13 protein-coding genes and 1 tRNA gene are annotated in these 14,780 nt (G+C 68.2%); 8 read left to right on the forward strand and 6 right to left on the reverse strand.

Translation table 11 applies throughout. From position 1 onward, the window contains the following. Window positions 1-8: 8 nt before the first annotated feature. The 4 genes from efeB (at window position 9) to ACIRP2_RS17475 (ending at window position 5,098) form a co-directional block, all read left to right on the forward strand. Entirely contained in the window at window positions 9-1,412 is a 1,404-nt protein-coding gene (gene efeB / locus ACIRP2_RS17460; RefSeq protein WP_404251120.1) for an iron uptake transporter deferrochelatase/peroxidase subunit, read from the forward strand. 27 nt (window positions 1,413-1,439) lie between these two features. Continuing rightward, on the forward strand, window positions 1,440-2,375 hold the full coding sequence (gene pheA / locus ACIRP2_RS17465; RefSeq protein ID WP_404251122.1) for a prephenate dehydratase: 936 nt from the start codon (window positions 1,440-1,442) through the stop codon (window positions 2,373-2,375). A gap of 633 nt (window positions 2,376-3,008) precedes the next feature. Beyond that, complete coding sequence (gene serS, locus ACIRP2_RS17470; protein WP_376275112.1) at window positions 3,009-4,286, forward strand: serine--tRNA ligase; 1,278 nt, start codon at window positions 3,009-3,011, stop codon at window positions 4,284-4,286. Then, window positions 4,283-5,098 (forward strand): HAD family hydrolase, encoded by an 816-nt coding sequence (locus ACIRP2_RS17475; protein WP_404251125.1) that lies wholly within the window; start codon window positions 4,283-4,285, stop codon window positions 5,096-5,098. Before serS ends, ACIRP2_RS17475 begins: the two co-directional genes overlap by 4 nt. A 120-nt stretch (window positions 5,099-5,218) precedes the next feature. Here ACIRP2_RS17475 and ACIRP2_RS17480 read toward each other — a convergent pair. From ACIRP2_RS17480 to ACIRP2_RS17505, 6 genes are all read right to left on the reverse strand, one after another. After that, window positions 5,219-5,306, reverse strand: a tRNA-Ser gene (locus ACIRP2_RS17480). 271 nt (window positions 5,307-5,577) lie between these two features. Next, window positions 5,578-6,273 carry a hypothetical protein gene (locus ACIRP2_RS17485; RefSeq protein WP_404251920.1) on the reverse strand — a complete coding sequence of 232 codons (696 nt, stop codon included), beginning with the start codon at window positions 6,271-6,273 and terminating at the stop codon, window positions 5,578-5,580. 316 nt (window positions 6,274-6,589) lie between these two features. Next, on the reverse strand, window positions 6,590-7,309 hold the full coding sequence (locus ACIRP2_RS17490; protein ID WP_404251127.1) for an ABC transporter permease: 720 nt from the start codon (window positions 7,307-7,309) through the stop codon (window positions 6,590-6,592). A 30-nt stretch (window positions 7,310-7,339) separates the two neighbouring features. Next, window positions 7,340-8,251 (reverse strand): ABC transporter ATP-binding protein, encoded by a 912-nt coding sequence (locus tag ACIRP2_RS17495; RefSeq protein ID WP_404251129.1) that lies wholly within the window; start codon window positions 8,249-8,251, stop codon window positions 7,340-7,342. After that, a complete protein-coding gene (locus ACIRP2_RS17500) occupies window positions 8,248-9,150 on the reverse strand; it encodes an ABC transporter permease (protein ID WP_404251131.1) in 903 nt (300 codons plus the stop codon). Before ACIRP2_RS17500 ends, ACIRP2_RS17495 begins: the two co-directional genes overlap by 4 nt. After that, window positions 9,150-10,184 (reverse strand): ABC transporter ATP-binding protein, encoded by a 1,035-nt coding sequence (locus ACIRP2_RS17505; RefSeq protein WP_404251922.1) that lies wholly within the window; start codon window positions 10,182-10,184, stop codon window positions 9,150-9,152. The genes ACIRP2_RS17500 and ACIRP2_RS17505 overlap by 1 nt, the downstream gene beginning before the upstream one ends. A 252-nt stretch (window positions 10,185-10,436) precedes the next feature. Here ACIRP2_RS17505 and ACIRP2_RS17510 point away from each other — a divergent pair, with 252 nt between their 5' ends. From ACIRP2_RS17510 to ACIRP2_RS17525, 4 genes are all read left to right on the forward strand, one after another. Then, window positions 10,437-11,288: a M24 family metallopeptidase gene (locus tag ACIRP2_RS17510; RefSeq protein ID WP_404251133.1), complete on the forward strand. Its 852-nt coding sequence runs from the start codon at window positions 10,437-10,439 to the stop codon at window positions 11,286-11,288. Then, a complete protein-coding gene (locus tag ACIRP2_RS17515; RefSeq protein ID WP_404251135.1) occupies window positions 11,285-13,066 on the forward strand; it encodes an SDR family oxidoreductase in 1,782 nt (593 codons plus the stop codon). The genes ACIRP2_RS17510 and ACIRP2_RS17515 overlap by 4 nt, the downstream gene beginning before the upstream one ends. Then, window positions 13,063-14,037, forward strand: coding sequence for a MerR family transcriptional regulator (locus tag ACIRP2_RS17520; RefSeq protein ID WP_404251137.1), 975 nt, complete (start codon window positions 13,063-13,065; stop codon window positions 14,035-14,037). The genes ACIRP2_RS17515 and ACIRP2_RS17520 overlap by 4 nt, the downstream gene beginning before the upstream one ends. A gap of 167 nt (window positions 14,038-14,204) precedes the next feature. Continuing rightward, a complete protein-coding gene (locus ACIRP2_RS17525) occupies window positions 14,205-14,747 on the forward strand; it encodes an RNA 2'-phosphotransferase (protein WP_404251139.1) in 543 nt (180 codons plus the stop codon). The last annotated feature ends 33 nt before the right edge of the window (window positions 14,748-14,780 follow it).

The raw sequence follows: 14,780 nt of genomic DNA on the forward strand, positions 1-14,780 counted from the left end.
GCAGGATCGTGAGCGGAAACAGCAACAAGAAGAGCTCCCCCCGCAGCAACAGGACCACTGCGGGGAACGGCAGGACCTCCGTCGGAGACGGGAACGCAAACGGCGGAGCCGGCCACGGCAGGGGCAAAGGGCCCAGCAAGGGCGACGGGACTCCCGGCAGCGGTTCCCTCTCCCGGCGGCGGTTGCTCGGCACCGCAGGCGCGGCCGGTGCGACCGGGCTCGTACTGGGTGCGGCGGGCGGTGCGACCGGCTATGCCGCGACCCGGCCCGATGAGCGCACCGCTCTGACCACGGTCGGCGCCACCCAGGTGATGTTTCACGGGAAACATCAACCGGGGATCACCACTCCGCTTCAGGCACGCGGTCATCTGGTCGCCTTCGACCTGGCGCCCGGCGCGGGACGGAAGGAGGCGGCCGCCCTGATGCGCCGGTGGTCGGACATGGCCCGGCGCCTGATGGCCGGCGAACCGGCCGACAGCGGTTCGGCGGACGGCACAGCCCATGACACCGGCATCGCGATGGATGCCGGACCTTCTTCGCTGACCATCACCTTCGGCTTCGGCAGCACCTTCTTCGAGCGCACCGGTCTGGTCGACCACCGGCCACCGGGGCTCGACCCGCTGCCGCCGTTCTCCGCCGACCACATCGACGCCAAGCGCTCCAACGGCGATCTCTGGGTGCAGATCGGCGCCGACGACGCACTCGTCGCCTTCCACGCGCTGCGTGCCGTACAGAAGGAGGCAGCCCCGGCCGCCCGGGTCCGCTGGCAGATGAACGGCTTCAATCGCTCTCCCGGCGCCACCGCGCAACCGATGACCGCTCGCAATCTGATGGGGCAGGTGGACGGCACGAACAACCCGAAGCCCGCCGACAGCGACTTCGGCCGGCGTGTCTTCGTCCCGGCCGGAACCGACACGAAGTACGACTGGCTGGCCGGCGGCTCGTATGCGGTCGTCCGCCGGATCAGGATGTTGCTCGACGACTGGGAGAAGCTCCCGGTGCAGCGACAGGAGCAGGTCATAGGGCGCCGCAAGAAGGACGGCGCTCCGCTGAGCGGCGGCACCGAGACCACCGCGATGGACCTCGACCGGGCGGGCTCCGACGGCAAGCTCCTGATCCCGGACAATGCCCACGCCCGGATCTCCTCCCCGGAGAAGAACAGCGGTGCGGCCATGCTGCGGCGCCCCTTCTCGTACCACGACGGCATCGCGGCGGACGGGTCTTTGGACGCCGGGCTGCTGTTCATCTGCTGGCAGGCGGATCCACTGCGTGGATTCGTACCGGTGCAGCGAAAGCTGGACCGGGGAGATGCCCTGTCCTCGTTCATCCGGCACGAGGCCAGTGGTCTGTTCGCGGTGCCGGGCGGCGCGACGGACGGCGAGTACGTGGGTCAGCGGCTACTGGAGTCCTGAGCGTCCGGGGCAGATTAGGGTGACGGTATGTCCGCCACGCGCTACGCATATCTCGGCCCTGAAGGCACCTTCACCGAGGTCGCCCTCCGTACGCTCCCGGAAGCCGCCACTCGCGAACTCGTGCCGATGGTCTCCGTACCGGTGGCTCTGGACGCGGTGCGCAACGGGACCGCCGCGGCGGCGCTCGTACCGATCGAGAACTCCGTCGAGGGCGGCATCACCGCGACGCTCGACGAGCTGACCGCCGGCGAACCGCTGATGATCTATCGCGAGGTGCTGCTCTCCATCACCTTCGCACTGCTGGTGCGGCCGGGCACCAAGCTGTCCGACATCAAGTCGGTCACCGCGCATCCGGCCGCGCAGCCGCAGGTGCGCAACTGGATGGCCGCCCACCTCCCGGACGTCGTGTGGGAATCCGCGGCCTCCAACGCCGACGGTGCCCGGCTGGTGCAGGAGGGAAGGTACGACGCCGCCTTCGCGGGTGAGTTCGCGGCGGCGACCTACGGTCTCGAACCGCTGGTGACCGAGATCCATGACGCGGCGAACGCGCAGACCCGCTTCGTCCTGGTCGGCCGTCCGGCCCGGCCGGCCGCGCCGACGGGTGCGGACAAGACCTCGGTGGTCATCTGGCTGGGCGAGGACCACCCCGGAGCGCTGCTCGAACTGCTCCAGGAGTTCGCTGTGCGCGGAGTGAACCTGATGCTGATCCAGTCGCGACCGACGGGGGCGGGCATCGGGAACTACTGCTTCGCGGTGGACGCCGAGGGGCACATCTCGGACCGTCGGGTCGGCGAGGCGTTGATGGGGCTGAAGCGGATCTGCCCGAAGGTGCGTTTCCTCGGTTCGTATCCGCGGGCCGGAGTGGCACCGCAGGACGTACGGCCGCTGCGGGCGGGCACGTCGGACGCGGAGTTCACAGAGGCCTCCGACTGGCTGGCCCGCAACCTGGACGGCCGGGGCTGACGACGGTACGGAGGCGACGGCCCAGGGTTCTCCCCGGCTTGCGACCGGGCCGCTCGGGGTCCGTCGCACCCGCACCGCTGTTGCTATCGGCCGATTTTCGTCATCCACAGAGTTATCCACAGGCATGGTTCACGGCCTGGGGACAAGTCGACACCCCGAGGGGACATCGTCGACAAATCACCCCAGGCGACCCAGATGCATCCACAGGGCAACAGTCCACCCCGGTCGCGCCGTGTCACCTCAATTCCGTTGATCAACTCTTCAGTAGGGCGAATTCCCACCCGAACGAGCGTCTGAAGCGGGTTTGAGACGACAATCCAGGAGCCCTCACACACTTTTCGGAATGATCACTTCCGGCATCCACAGATCTTCTTCACAGCCTGTGGATAACCTTGCGGAACGACTACGCCTGTGGACAAGTGACGGTCAACTCCCCTTCCGGGCAAGGCTGATACGTCAAGACGGTCGACACCTTCTGCCCCATTTAGGGGAGTAAACTCTTTTTATTGACGGTCGAGATCGACCCAGACCCGTAATGCTCTTCAGCATTATCAATTCAGGCAATTCGGGCAAACTGACACGCTTGGCGATATCGGTTCGAGCAGGAGAAGCGCTCACCGGTAGCCTGGAGAGGTGATTGACCTTCGCCTGCTCCGTGAGGACCCCGACCGTGTTCGCGCCTCCCAGCGCGCCCGTGGAGAGGACGTCGCGCTCGTCGACGCCCTGCTCTCCGCCGACGAACGGCGCAGGACGTCCGGCGTCCGCTTCGACGAACTCCGCTCCGAGCAGAAGTCGCTCGGCAAGCTGATCCCCAAGGCTTCGCCCGAGGAGCGCGCCGAGCTCCTCAAGAAGGCAGAGCAGCTGAAGGCCGACGTCAAGGCTGCCGACACGGCGCAGGACGAGGCCGACGCCGAGGCCAAGAGGCTGATGCTCCAGCTCGGCAACATCGTCCACGAGGACGTGCCGGTCGGCGGCGAGGAGGACTTCGTCGTCCTCGAGACGCACGGCACGATCCGTGACTTCGGCGCTGAGGGCTTCGAGCCCAGGGACCACCTGGAACTCGGCGAGAAGCTCGGCGCCATCGACATGGAGCGCGGCGCCAAGGTTTCCGGTTCGCGCTTCTACTACCTGACGGGTGTCGGCGCACTGCTGGAGCTCGCCCTCGTCAACGCGGCGATCGCGCAGGCCACCGAGGCGGGCTTCGTCCCGATGCTGACGCCGGCGCTGGTCCGCCCGCGCGCCATGGAGGGCACCGGCTTCCTCGGCCAGGCCGCGGAGAACGTGTACCACCTGGAGAAGGACGACTACTACCTGGTCGGCACCTCCGAGGTCCCACTCGCCGCCTACCACATGGACGAGATCATCGAGGCCGACAAGCTGCCGCTGCGGTACGCGGGCTTCTCGCCGTGCTTCCGCCGCGAGGCCGGCACGTACGGCAAGGACACCCGGGGCATCTTCCGCGTCCATCAGTTCGACAAGGTCGAGATGTTCTCGTACGTCGACCCGGCGGACGCCGAGGCGGAGCACCGCAGGCTGCTGGACTGGGAGAAGCAGTGGCTCACCGCTCTTGAGCTGCCGTTCCAGGTGATCGATGTCGCCACCGGCGACCTGGGTGCCTCGGCCTCGCGGAAGTTCGACTGCGAGGCGTGGATCCCGACGCAGGGCAAGTACCGCGAACTGACGTCCGCGTCGAACTGCGACGGCTTCCAGGCGCGGCGGCTGTCCGTCCGGATGCGCGACGGCAAGAAGGTCCAGCCGCTGGCCACGCTGAACGGCACGCTCTGCGCCGTACCGCGCACGATCGTGGCGATCCTGGAGAACCACCAGCTGGCCGACGGTTCGGTACGGGTGCCCGAGGTGCTCCGTCCGTACCTGGGTGGGCGCGAGGTGCTGGAGCCGGTCGCCAAGTGACCTTTCCGTACAAGCTCGTCGCGACCGATCTCGACGGCACGCTGCTGCGTAACGACGACACGGTCTCCGAGCGCACCCGTGCGGCGCTGGCCGCGGTCACCGAGGCCGGCGCCGCACACATCATCGTCACCGGCCGCGCGGTCCCGTGGACCCGGCACATCCTGGACGACCTGGGCTACGAGGGCCTGGCGGTCTGCGGTCAGGGCGCGCAGGTCTACCACGCGGGCGAACGCAAACTGCTGACCTCACTGACGCTGGACCGGCAGCTCGCCGGTCTCGCGCTGTCCAAGATCGAGGCCGAGGTCGGTCCGCTGGCGCTGGCGGCGAGCCGCGACGGGCTCGACGGCGAAGTGCTGGTCGGCCCCGGCTACCGCGTGCAGGAGGGGCCGCTTCCGGCCCTCTTCGTCGAGGACCCGGCCGAATTGTGGTCCGCCCCCCTGAACAAGGTCTACATCCAGCACCCCGATCTCGACGACGACACACTGGCCAAAGCCGCGCGAGCGGCGGTCGGCAATCTGGTGGACGTGGTCATGGCCGGTCCCGGCGTGGTGGAGATCCTGCCGCTGGGGCTGAGCAAGGCGACCGGACTCTCGCTGGCCGCGCGCCGACTGGGGGTGAAGGCCGCGGACACGCTGGCCTTCGGTGACATGCCGAACGACATCCCGATGTTCGCCTGGGCTCGGCGGGGTGTGGCGATGGCCAACGCGCACGCGGACCTGAAGGCCGTGGCGCAGGAGATCACCGCGTCCAACGAGGACGACGGCATCGCCGTGGTGCTGGAGCGGTTGCTCAGCCGTACCCCCACGGCTTGACGGAAACGTCTCTGCCGGGCGCCCTCGCAGGCGCGCCTCCAGCGGACGTCCGTGCAGGTACGCGTACGGACCGGCTGCGGAAGGAGCGGCCGGCCGTACGTGCACCCGGCACTTTCGCTGCGGAGGATGCGCGGATCGAACGCGCGCGGGGTCTACAGCCCCGACGACGGCTTAGCAAGCCGCTGCCTTACCACTCGGCCAATCCTCCGGGAGGGCGGCCGCGCGATGCGCGAGAAAGCCGCCCCGGGCGTCCTGCGCCGATCGGCACGGCGGAGTTCTCGGTGACTACTCCGGCGCCGGCTCGGGCCCGCCCTGCTGGGAACTCGACGGACTCGGACTCTCGGTCATCGTCGCGCTCCTCTCCCGGTCTGCGGCATGCGGCGGTTGTCGTCGGTATGCACTGCGCCCACCACTCTGCCCGGGACGGTCTTTCGGTGCCACCCATTTTCCAGGCAGCACCGAGAGGCCGCGATCCCGGATCAGCGCTGCTTGTTGCGGCGGTTCAGATCCTTCAGGTGGCGGGCCAGATCATCCATCCTGCCGTCGATTCGGATGATGTCCTCGGACAGACGGCCCAGCCGCACGCTCATGGCGCCGACGACCTGATGGGTGGCGTCAAGCCTCCGGTCGAGGCTGTCGAGCCGGTGCGACATCCGGTTGAGCACGGGCCCGAGTTCCTGAAGGGCGCTGCCCACTCCGGCGAGGCAGCTCTCGACCCGGGTCACGCGGTGTTCGAGCGAGGCATAGCCCGCACGCAGGTCCTGCTCGGCGTCGAGCAGATAGGTACGGACGCATCGCGCGATGTCGCTGTCGCGAAGAAGCATCGCTACGTTGAGGACGGTTCTGCGGGTGTAGAGAGTGAGCCGAGTGGCGGCCTGTGGATAACTGTCAGCCCCCTCGCCGCTCCATAGGGACAACATGTCCCTATGGAATTCCCGCAGCTCAGAGCCACGCAGAAGCACGAGCCCGTTCTCTGTGACCTCGGCTCGATGCCGCTGGGTCACCTTCTTGATGACCTCTGTGGATACTTCGAAGTACCGAGCCACGTCCTCTGTGCGAAGGTGAATTCCGTCCGGGAGCATGACAAGGCCCTTGACCTTGTCGAGGACATCGACGCGCCCCATCTGCTCGACGCGCAGCGCACGCGATTCGAGCAGGGCGATTTCCGTGGGCATGGGCATGTCTTCCGATCATGAAACCGACGATGGACAGCCCTGTCCCGGGCTTGAGGGGCGGAGGACGCTCACGGTTGCCACTCACTCAATGACCGACCCGGCGGGCACTGCCTCGCAGGCATCGGCAATCCCTGTTTCACGAAAGCTACGACGTCACAGATCCCTATTACGCACCCTGCCCAACGAACCGATAACCGTACAGTTACGCGTACTACTGTCCGAAATACCGCAACCCCCGCCCGAAGGACGAGGGTTGCGGCATTTCGGCGCGTTCACGGACGGAGCGCGGCAGAGGTGTCCGGCGGGAACCTCCCGGTCATTCCTCCCCGGCCAGCTTCAGCGTGCGCAGCTTCTGTCCCGCGTACCAGGTCGCCACCACCGTGACCGCCGCCAGCAGGACCGTCGCGACCGGCAGTCCGACATCCGAGGTGATCGCTCCGGACCCGCCCACCTTCTCGGCGACCGCGAGGGACCACTGCTGAACGCTGAGCGTGCGCGCCCCCGGCACGAGGGTGCCGAACAGGGCCTCCCACACCAGCGCGTAGACGAGCCCGAAGACGACCGCGTGCCGGCTGACGGTGCCCAGCAGCAGGAACAGCGAGCTGTACGCGATCGACGCGACCAGTGCCGCGACGGTGTAGGCCACCGCGATCTGCTGGCCGTTACCGTTGAGGATCAGCCCCGCGATCAGTGTGGGCAACGCTGAGAAGACCATCGTGACGGCGATGGCCACGATCAGCTTGGTGAAGATGATCGTCGGCCGCTTCACCGGCTTGGCCAGCAGATAGACGATCGAACCGTCGTCGATCTCGGGGCCGATGGCTCCGGTTCCGGCGATCACGCCGATCAGCGGCACCATCGTGGCGATGGCGAAGCCGCCCAGCACGTCCGCGGCGACCTGGTCGTCGACTCCGGCGAACATCCGCACGGCCACGGCGATGACCACCAGCAGTGCCGGCAGGACGAAGAGGATGGCGGCCCGGCGTCGGCCGAGCAGGGCCCGGTAGGTGAGCCGGGCGACTGTGGGGTCGTACATGACGCTTCACAGCTCCTTTCAGGCCACTACTCAGGCCGCTACGAGATAGGAAAAGACCGATTCGAGGGACTCGTCGGACGGCGAAACGGTCAGAAGACGAATTCCGTGGTCCCGTGCGACCTTCGGCAGCAGTTCGGTGAAGCGTCCGAAGTCGACCGCCTGGATGCGCAGGGCCGGTTCGCCCAGGTCCACCTCGATGCCGGCCGTCGACGGGTCGGCGATGAGCGCGGCGGCGAGGGCACGGTCGTCGCTGGAGCGCACGAGATATCGGTGCGGGCGGTCCGTCATCAGTCGGCGGATCTTCCGGAAGTCGCCGGACGCCGCGTGCCGTCCCGCCACGATCACCTCGATGTGCGAGGCGAGTTGCTCGACCTCTTCGAGGATGTGGGAGGAGAAGAGCACGGTCCGGCCCTGGGCACCCATCTGCCTCAGCAGCTCCATCAGCTGCATCCGCTGACGCGGGTCCATTCCGTTGAACGGCTCGTCGAGCAGCAGCACCGACGGTTCGTGGACCAGCGCGGACGCCATCTTCACGCGCTGGCGCATGCCCTTGCTGTACGTCGAGATCTTGCGGTCCTGCGCGTACTCCATCTCGACCGTCGCCAGCGCCTTCCGCGCCGCCGCGTCATCGAGTCCCTGCAGCTCCGCGTTGGCGACGACGAATTCGCGGCCGGTCAGGAAGTCGTACATCGCTTCCCGCTCCGGCACGATCCCGATGTCCTTGTACACCGCTTCATTGCGCCAGATCGGCCGACCGTCGAGCGTGACCGTGCCCGTCGACGGGGCCAGGAACCCGGCCATCATGTTGATCAGCGTGGACTTCCCCGCGCCGTTGGGGCCGAGCAGCCCGGTGACGCCCGGTCCCACCGTCATGCTCACGTCGTTGACGGCGACCACATTGCCGAACCAGCGCGAGGTGTGATCGATCTCGATGGTGGTCACAGCCCGACCTTCCGGTAGCGGCGCATCAGCACGGCGTACGAGCCGGCGACGAGCGCGAGAACAACGATCAGATAGACCACACCGGCCCCCGCCCCCGGGCCTTCCCCTCCGGGGAAGGCCGAGTTCGCTCCGAGGAACGCGGTCTGCACACCGCCGATCAGTGTGATGGGGGAGAACAGCCCCAGCCACTGGACGGCCCCCTCGGAACCCGTCTGCCAGGCGATGGCCTGGACCGTGGAGACCGCGCCGTAGGAGATGGTCAGTACGGCGATCACCGCGGCGACACCGAAACCGCGGCGCGGTGTCAGTGCGGCCATCACCAGTCCCAGTCCGGCGAAGAGCACGGAAAGCAGCGCCACCGACACCAGTCCCTGTCCGAACCCCTTGGTCTGCTCGACGAAGTCGAACTTCCCGAGCAGCGCCCCCACATAGAGGATGACGAGTGGCGCCCCGGTGAGAATGAAGAGCGCGGACGCCATGGCCGCAAGCTTCGCGACCACGTAGTCGACCCGTTCGATCGGCCGGGAGAAGTACAGCGGCACACTCTTGAATCGCAGGTCCCGGGAGACCGACTGCGGTGCCTGCGCGGCGAGGAAGAGACCGATGAGGGCCTGCATATAGATCGCGAACGCCGTGTACTTGATCGGGAGAGCCGTGGTCCCCGGGGTGGCGATGGCGACGGCGACGATGATGGCCGAGATCATGCACATCACGCCGAAGAGCAGCATCGGCAGCACCTTGGACTTGGCGGAACGCCCCAGTCCGAAGGATCCCCGCAGCGACTGGGAGTAGAGCGAACGCCGGGCGTACCCGCGGCCCAGTCGCTTGCCGTCGTAGGAGCGGTACCCGATGTTGTGGATCCGGGAGGTGTCGCTCACGGTCCCGGTCTCGGTGCTCATCACGGCCGCTCCCCTTCTGCTGTAAGGCCCTTCTCCTGTACGGCCCCGACGGCCGCGGGCACGGTCTGCGCGGCGGCAGCGGCCCGCGGTTCCGCTTCGGTGCGGAAGACCTCGGCGATGTGGTGGCGCCGCTGCTCCATCCGTACGAGACCGAGTCCGAGTCCGGCAACGGCGTCGCGCACGATGTCGTAAGTCTCCTCACCGGCCGCCTCGACCAGCAGGATGTGACCCGCTCCGGGCAGCCCCTGCCCGTCGAGACCGTCGTGACCCACGAGTCCGACGCCGGCCCTGATGAGGACCTGCCGCAGCGCGTCGGTACCGTCCGGATGGGCGTCGCTGTCGGTGACCTCGACCGCCAGGGTCGTCGTGGTCTGGGTGAAGTCGCTGGTGGAACTGGAACGCAGGAGTGTGCCGCCGTCGATGACGACGACGTGGTCGCAGGTGCGTTCCAGCTCGCCCAGGAGATGCGAGGTGACCAGGACCGAGATGCCGAAGTCCGTGTACACGCGACGGATCAGCCCGAGCATCTCGTCACGACCGACCGGGTCCAGACCGTTGGTCGGCTCGTCGAGCAGGACCAACTGCGGGTCGTGGACGAGCGCTTGGGCCAGCTTCACGCGCTGCTTCATGCCGGTCGAGTAGCCGCCGATGGGGCGGTAACGCTCCTCGTACAGACCGACGTGGCGCAGCGTGTCGGCGGTGCGCTCGCGCGCTGCCGTCGGCGGGAGTCCGGACATCCGCGCCATGTGGACGACGAACTCGGTGGCCGAGACGTCCGGGGGCAGACAGTCGTGCTCGGGCATGTAGCCCACCCGCTCCCGGATGGCGGCGCCGTCGGTGGCGACATCGAGCCCGAGTACCGCGGCCCGGCCTTCGGTGGCGGGGGACAGACCCAGCAGAATCTTGATCAATGTGGACTTGCCGGCTCCGTTGGAACCCACCAGGCCGGTCACACCGGGCCCGATGTCCAAGGAGAGCCGGTCAAGCGCGGTCACCCGGGGGAACCGCTTGCTCAGGCTTTCGGTCGCGATCACAGTCACGTCTTCGAAGATAGTGGCGTGCGCCACAGCCGACGTCAGCCCTGGCGGCTGGATGCGCATCAGACTCCAGATGTACGGACCCGTAGGGGGACCACCACAAGGGAGGAGCTACCCCGTCGGGGGAGGGCGTCCCCCGAGTTGTCCACAGGTCTCCCCGCCCCTCTTGACGTGACCGCCGGACATTGTCACATTCATCAGTGTCACGTTACGGGCACGTACCGCACACGGCAGGGAACGGACGGTGGCATGACCTCGGCAGTGAAGGACGAACGGGCCCCGGAACTGAGGGGCTTCAGGGAAGTACAGCGTCTCGCCTACGACTGCGCCCAGGCGGTCGCCGGCCGGCTCGCTCCGGGTGTGACCGAGCGCGAGGCGGCCCGGATGCAGCGCGACTGGCTGCGCGCGCGCGGCGTGCGGGACTGGTTCCACCTCCCCTTCGCCTGGTTCGGTGACCGCACCGCCTTCGCCGGGTTCAAGGTGCCCCTGCAGTTCTTCCCGACCAACCGCGAGCTGGAGCCGGGGATGCCGTTCATCCTCGACATGGCACCGGTGTACAAGGGCTTCACGGCGGACATCGGCTACTCCGGCTGTCTCGGGCTCAATCCCCTGCACGACAGGCTCCTGGCCGACCTGGAGGTCCACCGCGAGCTCATTCTGCGCGAGGTGCGTGAGCGGCGTTCGCTGCGCGAGATCTACGAGGACGTCGAACGCCTGATGATCAGGCAGGGATACGCCAACAGGCATCGCGCCTATCCCTTCGGGGTGATCGCCCACAAGATCGACCGTGTCACCGAGCGTCGGTGGTCCCCGCATGTGTTCGGCTTCGGCACCCAGTCGCTCAAGGGGCTGCTGAGCGACGCGCTGCACGGGCACCGGGACGGCTGGTCGCCGCTGTGGAGCCCGTACCGCTTCTCCGACCATCCCCCGCGGCCCGGGCTGTGGGCGGTGGAACCGCACCTCGGATTCCGGGGCACCGGCGCCAAGTTCGAGGAGATCCTGGTGGTCACGGACTCCAAGGACCCCGAACAGAGCGCCTTCTGGCTGGACGACGATCTGCCGCATGTGCGGCGCTGGGCCGAGGAGAGGGTGGCGGCATGAGTCCGCGGAATCTGCCGGGGGCGCGCGAGCGCCGGGTGCGTACGGGCGGAATCGAGCTGTGCGTGGTCGAGTTGGGGGACGAGTCACGACCCACGGTCGTTCTCGTGCACGGCTACCCGGACAGCAAGGAGGTCTGGACGGACGTGGCGAGGCAGCTCGCCGACCAGTGGCACGTCGTGCTGTACGACGTGCGCGGCCACGGCCGGTCCACTGCTCCGAAACCACTGCGCGGCGGGTTCACCCTGGAGAAGCTCACCGATGACTTCCTGGCCGTCGCCGACGCGGTGAGCCCGGACCGTCCGGTGCATTTGGTCGGGCACGACTGGGGGTCGGTCCAGTCCTGGGAGTTCGTGACGGTCAAGCGGACCGAGGGCCGGATCGCCTCGTTCACCTCGATGTCCGGGCCCTCCCTGGATCACTTCGGGCACTGGATCAAGCAGCGGATGACCCGGCCCACTCCGCGCCGGGTCGGCCAGCTGCTCGGCCAGGGTGCCAAGTCCTGGTACGTCTACATGCTGCATACACCGGTCCTGCCCGAGCTCGCCTGGCGCGGCCCGCTCGGCAGGCAGTGGCCGCGGATTCTCGAACGGATGGAGAAGGTGCCCGCGGGCGACTATCCGACGTCCTCGCTGCCCAGCGACGCGGCGCACGGCGCCTGGCTCTACCGGGACAACGTCCGGGCCCGGCTACGCCGGCCACGCACCGATGCCTATGCGCATGTCCCGGTCCAGCTCATCACACCGACCGGCGACATCTTCCTTTCGGAGAAGCTGTACGACCGACTGGAGCTGTGGGCGCCGCAGTTGGTGCGCCGCTCCCTGCCGGGCAAGCACTGGGTGCCCCGCACCAGGCCGGACCGGCTCGCCGCCTGGATCAGCGAGTTCGTCGCCGCCAACGAGGCGGCACGGGCGGATGGCCGGCCGGTACAGGGCACCGCGCCGTCGGGGGCGTACGCGGACCGGTTCGGTGGACAGCTGGTCCTGGTGACGGGCGCGGCCGGCGGCATCGGCCGGGCCACGGCCTTCGCCTTCGCCGAGGCGGGTGCCCGGGTGGTGGCCGTGGACCGGGACGCGGAGGGGGCGGCCAGGACGGCGGAGATGGCCCGGTTGATCGGCTCCCCGGCCGCCTGGGGGGAAGCGGTCGACGTCAGCGACGAACAGGCGATGGAGAAGCTCGCCGAGAAGGTCGCCGCCGAGTACGGCATCGTCGACGTCCTGGTCAACAACGCCGGGATCGGGCTGTCCGGCTCCTTCCTGGAGACCACCAGCGAGGACTGGAGGAACGTCCTCGACGTCAATCTGTGGGGCGTCATCCACGGCTGCCGGATCTTCGGCCGGCAGATGGCCGAACGCGGCCAGGGTGGCCACATCGTCAACACGGCCTCCGCCGCCGCCTACCAGCCGTCCCGGGCGCTGCCCGCGTACAGCACGTCCAAGGCGGCCGTGCTGATGCTCAGCGAGTGTCTGCGGGCCGAGCTCGCCGACCGGTCGATCGGGGTCAGCGCCATCTGTCCCGGCATCGTCAACACGAACATCACCGCGACGGCACACTTCGCCGGTGCCGACGCGGCGGAGGAGAAGCGTCTGCGCAAGCGGACCAGCCGCTTGTACGGGCTCCGCAACTATCCGCCGGAGAGGGTCGCCGATGCGATCCTCAAGGCGGTGGTGCGCGACCAGGCCGTCGTACCGGTGACGCCGGAGGCCCGCGGGGCCCGGTTCCTGTCCCGACTCAGCCCCGGCGCGCTGCGCGCCATCGCCCGGCTGAAGCCGCCGCTGTGAGCGGCTTCGGGCAGTCGTCGGCGGGGGAGCACCGGGCCGCCGAGTACCGGATCGAGGACCTGGCGCATGCGAGCGGCACCACGGTCCGTACGATCCGCGCCTACCAGGACCGCGGCCTGCTGCCGACGCCGGAACGGCGCGGCCGGGCCAATGTGTACCGGGACACCCACCTGGCCCGGCTCCGGCAGATCGCCGATCTGCTGGACCGCGGTTACACCCTGGCCAGCATCAAGGAACTCCTGGACGCCTGGGACACGGGCCGCGGTCTGGGCGGGGTGCTGGGGCTCGTCGCGGAGGTGCACGGCCCCTGGACGGACGAGCAGGCCGACCGGATCACCCGGGCCGAGCTGAACAGCAGGTTCGGCGGAAGCCCCGACGACGACGCGGTCGCCGAGGCGGTGGATCTCGGCGTGCTCGAACCCGTGCCGGGGAAGGACGACGAGTTCCTGGTTCCCAGCCCGCAAGAGCTGGCCGTGGCAGTCGAGTTGTACGCGGCCGGGGTACCGCTCAGCGCAATCTCCGGGCATCTGAGGGAACTTCGCGGTCGGGTCGAGCAGATCGCCTCTCGTTTCCTGGAGTTCACCACCGAGCATGTTTTCGCGCGCTATCTCGGTCATCGCCCGCCCACCGACACGGACGCGACGGAAGCGGCCGCCATGGTGCGCAGGCTGCGTCCGCTGGCCCAGCAGACGGTGGACGCGGAACTGGCCCGCGCCATGCGCATGTTCGCCACCCGCCACCTGCGGCACCACCTCGACGCGGACACTCCGTTCCCTTCCAGGTCCGCGGCATCGACGACACGACAGATCGCCCTTGCGGCGCGGACACTTGATGCCGTGCAGGATCTGGTTGGCCCGGACAACGTGCCCGCCTTCATCTCCGCCGCCGCCGAACGCGAGGTACAGGCAAGGACATTGAACGCACTCACCTCATATCACTCTGAAACAAGGCATATTGACCAAGCCGACTGATATCAAACTGACTTGTCCACAGAATCGCCAATTACTCTGTGGATAAGTCGAGTTGGCTGTGGATCAAACCTGTGGACGAAAATTGCTTCGGCGAATAAAATTGCTGAAGTGAATCGGCAGGTGAAATCCGGATGCACACGAAAGACCGCTGCGGGCACTCTGGCGGGATGGACGAAAGACGCACCGTCAAGGTGTCCAAGTACCTCTCGAAACATCTGCGGCACCAACCGGAACGGATCGGGATCACTCTCGACGCCAACGGCTGGGTGGCGATCGATGAACTGTTGCGCGCGATGGCCCGCAACAACTTCCCCATCAGCCGGACCGAGCTCGACCACGTGGTCGCCGTCAACGACAAGCGGCGTTTCGCGGTCGAGGACGGCCGTATCCGCGCCAGCCAGGGGCACACCGTCCCGGTGGACCTCGCTCTCCCGGCGGCCGAGCCGCCCGCATACCTCTACCACGGCACGGTGGGACACGCACTGGATGCGATCCGTAGCGAGGGCCTGCGTCCCATGAACCGTACGCATGTCCATCTCTCGCCCGACCGCGAGACGGCGACCCGGGTCGGCGCCCGGCGCGGCCGTCCCGTCGTCCTGTCCGTGGACGCGGGCGCGATGCACCGCGCGGGCCACACCTTCTACGTCAGCGCCAACGGCGTCTGGCTCACGGATGCCGTGCCGCCCGCGTTCCTGCGTCTGCGCGGCTGACCCCACGGCCGGTCCCGGCCAGGCCCCCGCGCC

Source organism: Streptomyces sp. NPDC101194 (assembly GCF_044767885.1).
Taxonomy (GTDB): domain Bacteria; phylum Actinomycetota; class Actinomycetes; order Streptomycetales; family Streptomycetaceae; genus Streptomyces.

Coding starts and splice junctions, on each gene's coding strand:
- pheA (WP_404251122.1), top strand. CDS start 1,440: ATGTCCGCCACGCGCTACGCATATCTCGGCCCTGAAGGCACCTTCACC.
- ACIRP2_RS17510 (WP_404251133.1), top strand. CDS start 10,437: ATGACCTCGGCAGTGAAGGACGAACGGGCCCCGGAACTGAGGGGCTTC.
- ACIRP2_RS17515 (WP_404251135.1), top strand. CDS start 11,285: ATGAGTCCGCGGAATCTGCCGGGGGCGCGCGAGCGCCGGGTGCGTACG.
- ACIRP2_RS17500 (WP_404251131.1), bottom strand. CDS start 9,150: ATGAGCACCGAGACCGGGACCGTGAGCGACACCTCCCGGATCCACAAC.
- ACIRP2_RS17525 (WP_404251139.1), top strand. CDS start 14,205: ATGGACGAAAGACGCACCGTCAAGGTGTCCAAGTACCTCTCGAAACAT.
- ACIRP2_RS17485 (WP_404251920.1), bottom strand. CDS start 6,273: ATGCCCACGGAAATCGCCCTGCTCGAATCGCGTGCGCTGCGCGTCGAG.
- ACIRP2_RS17490 (WP_404251127.1), bottom strand. CDS start 7,309: ATGTACGACCCCACAGTCGCCCGGCTCACCTACCGGGCCCTGCTCGGC.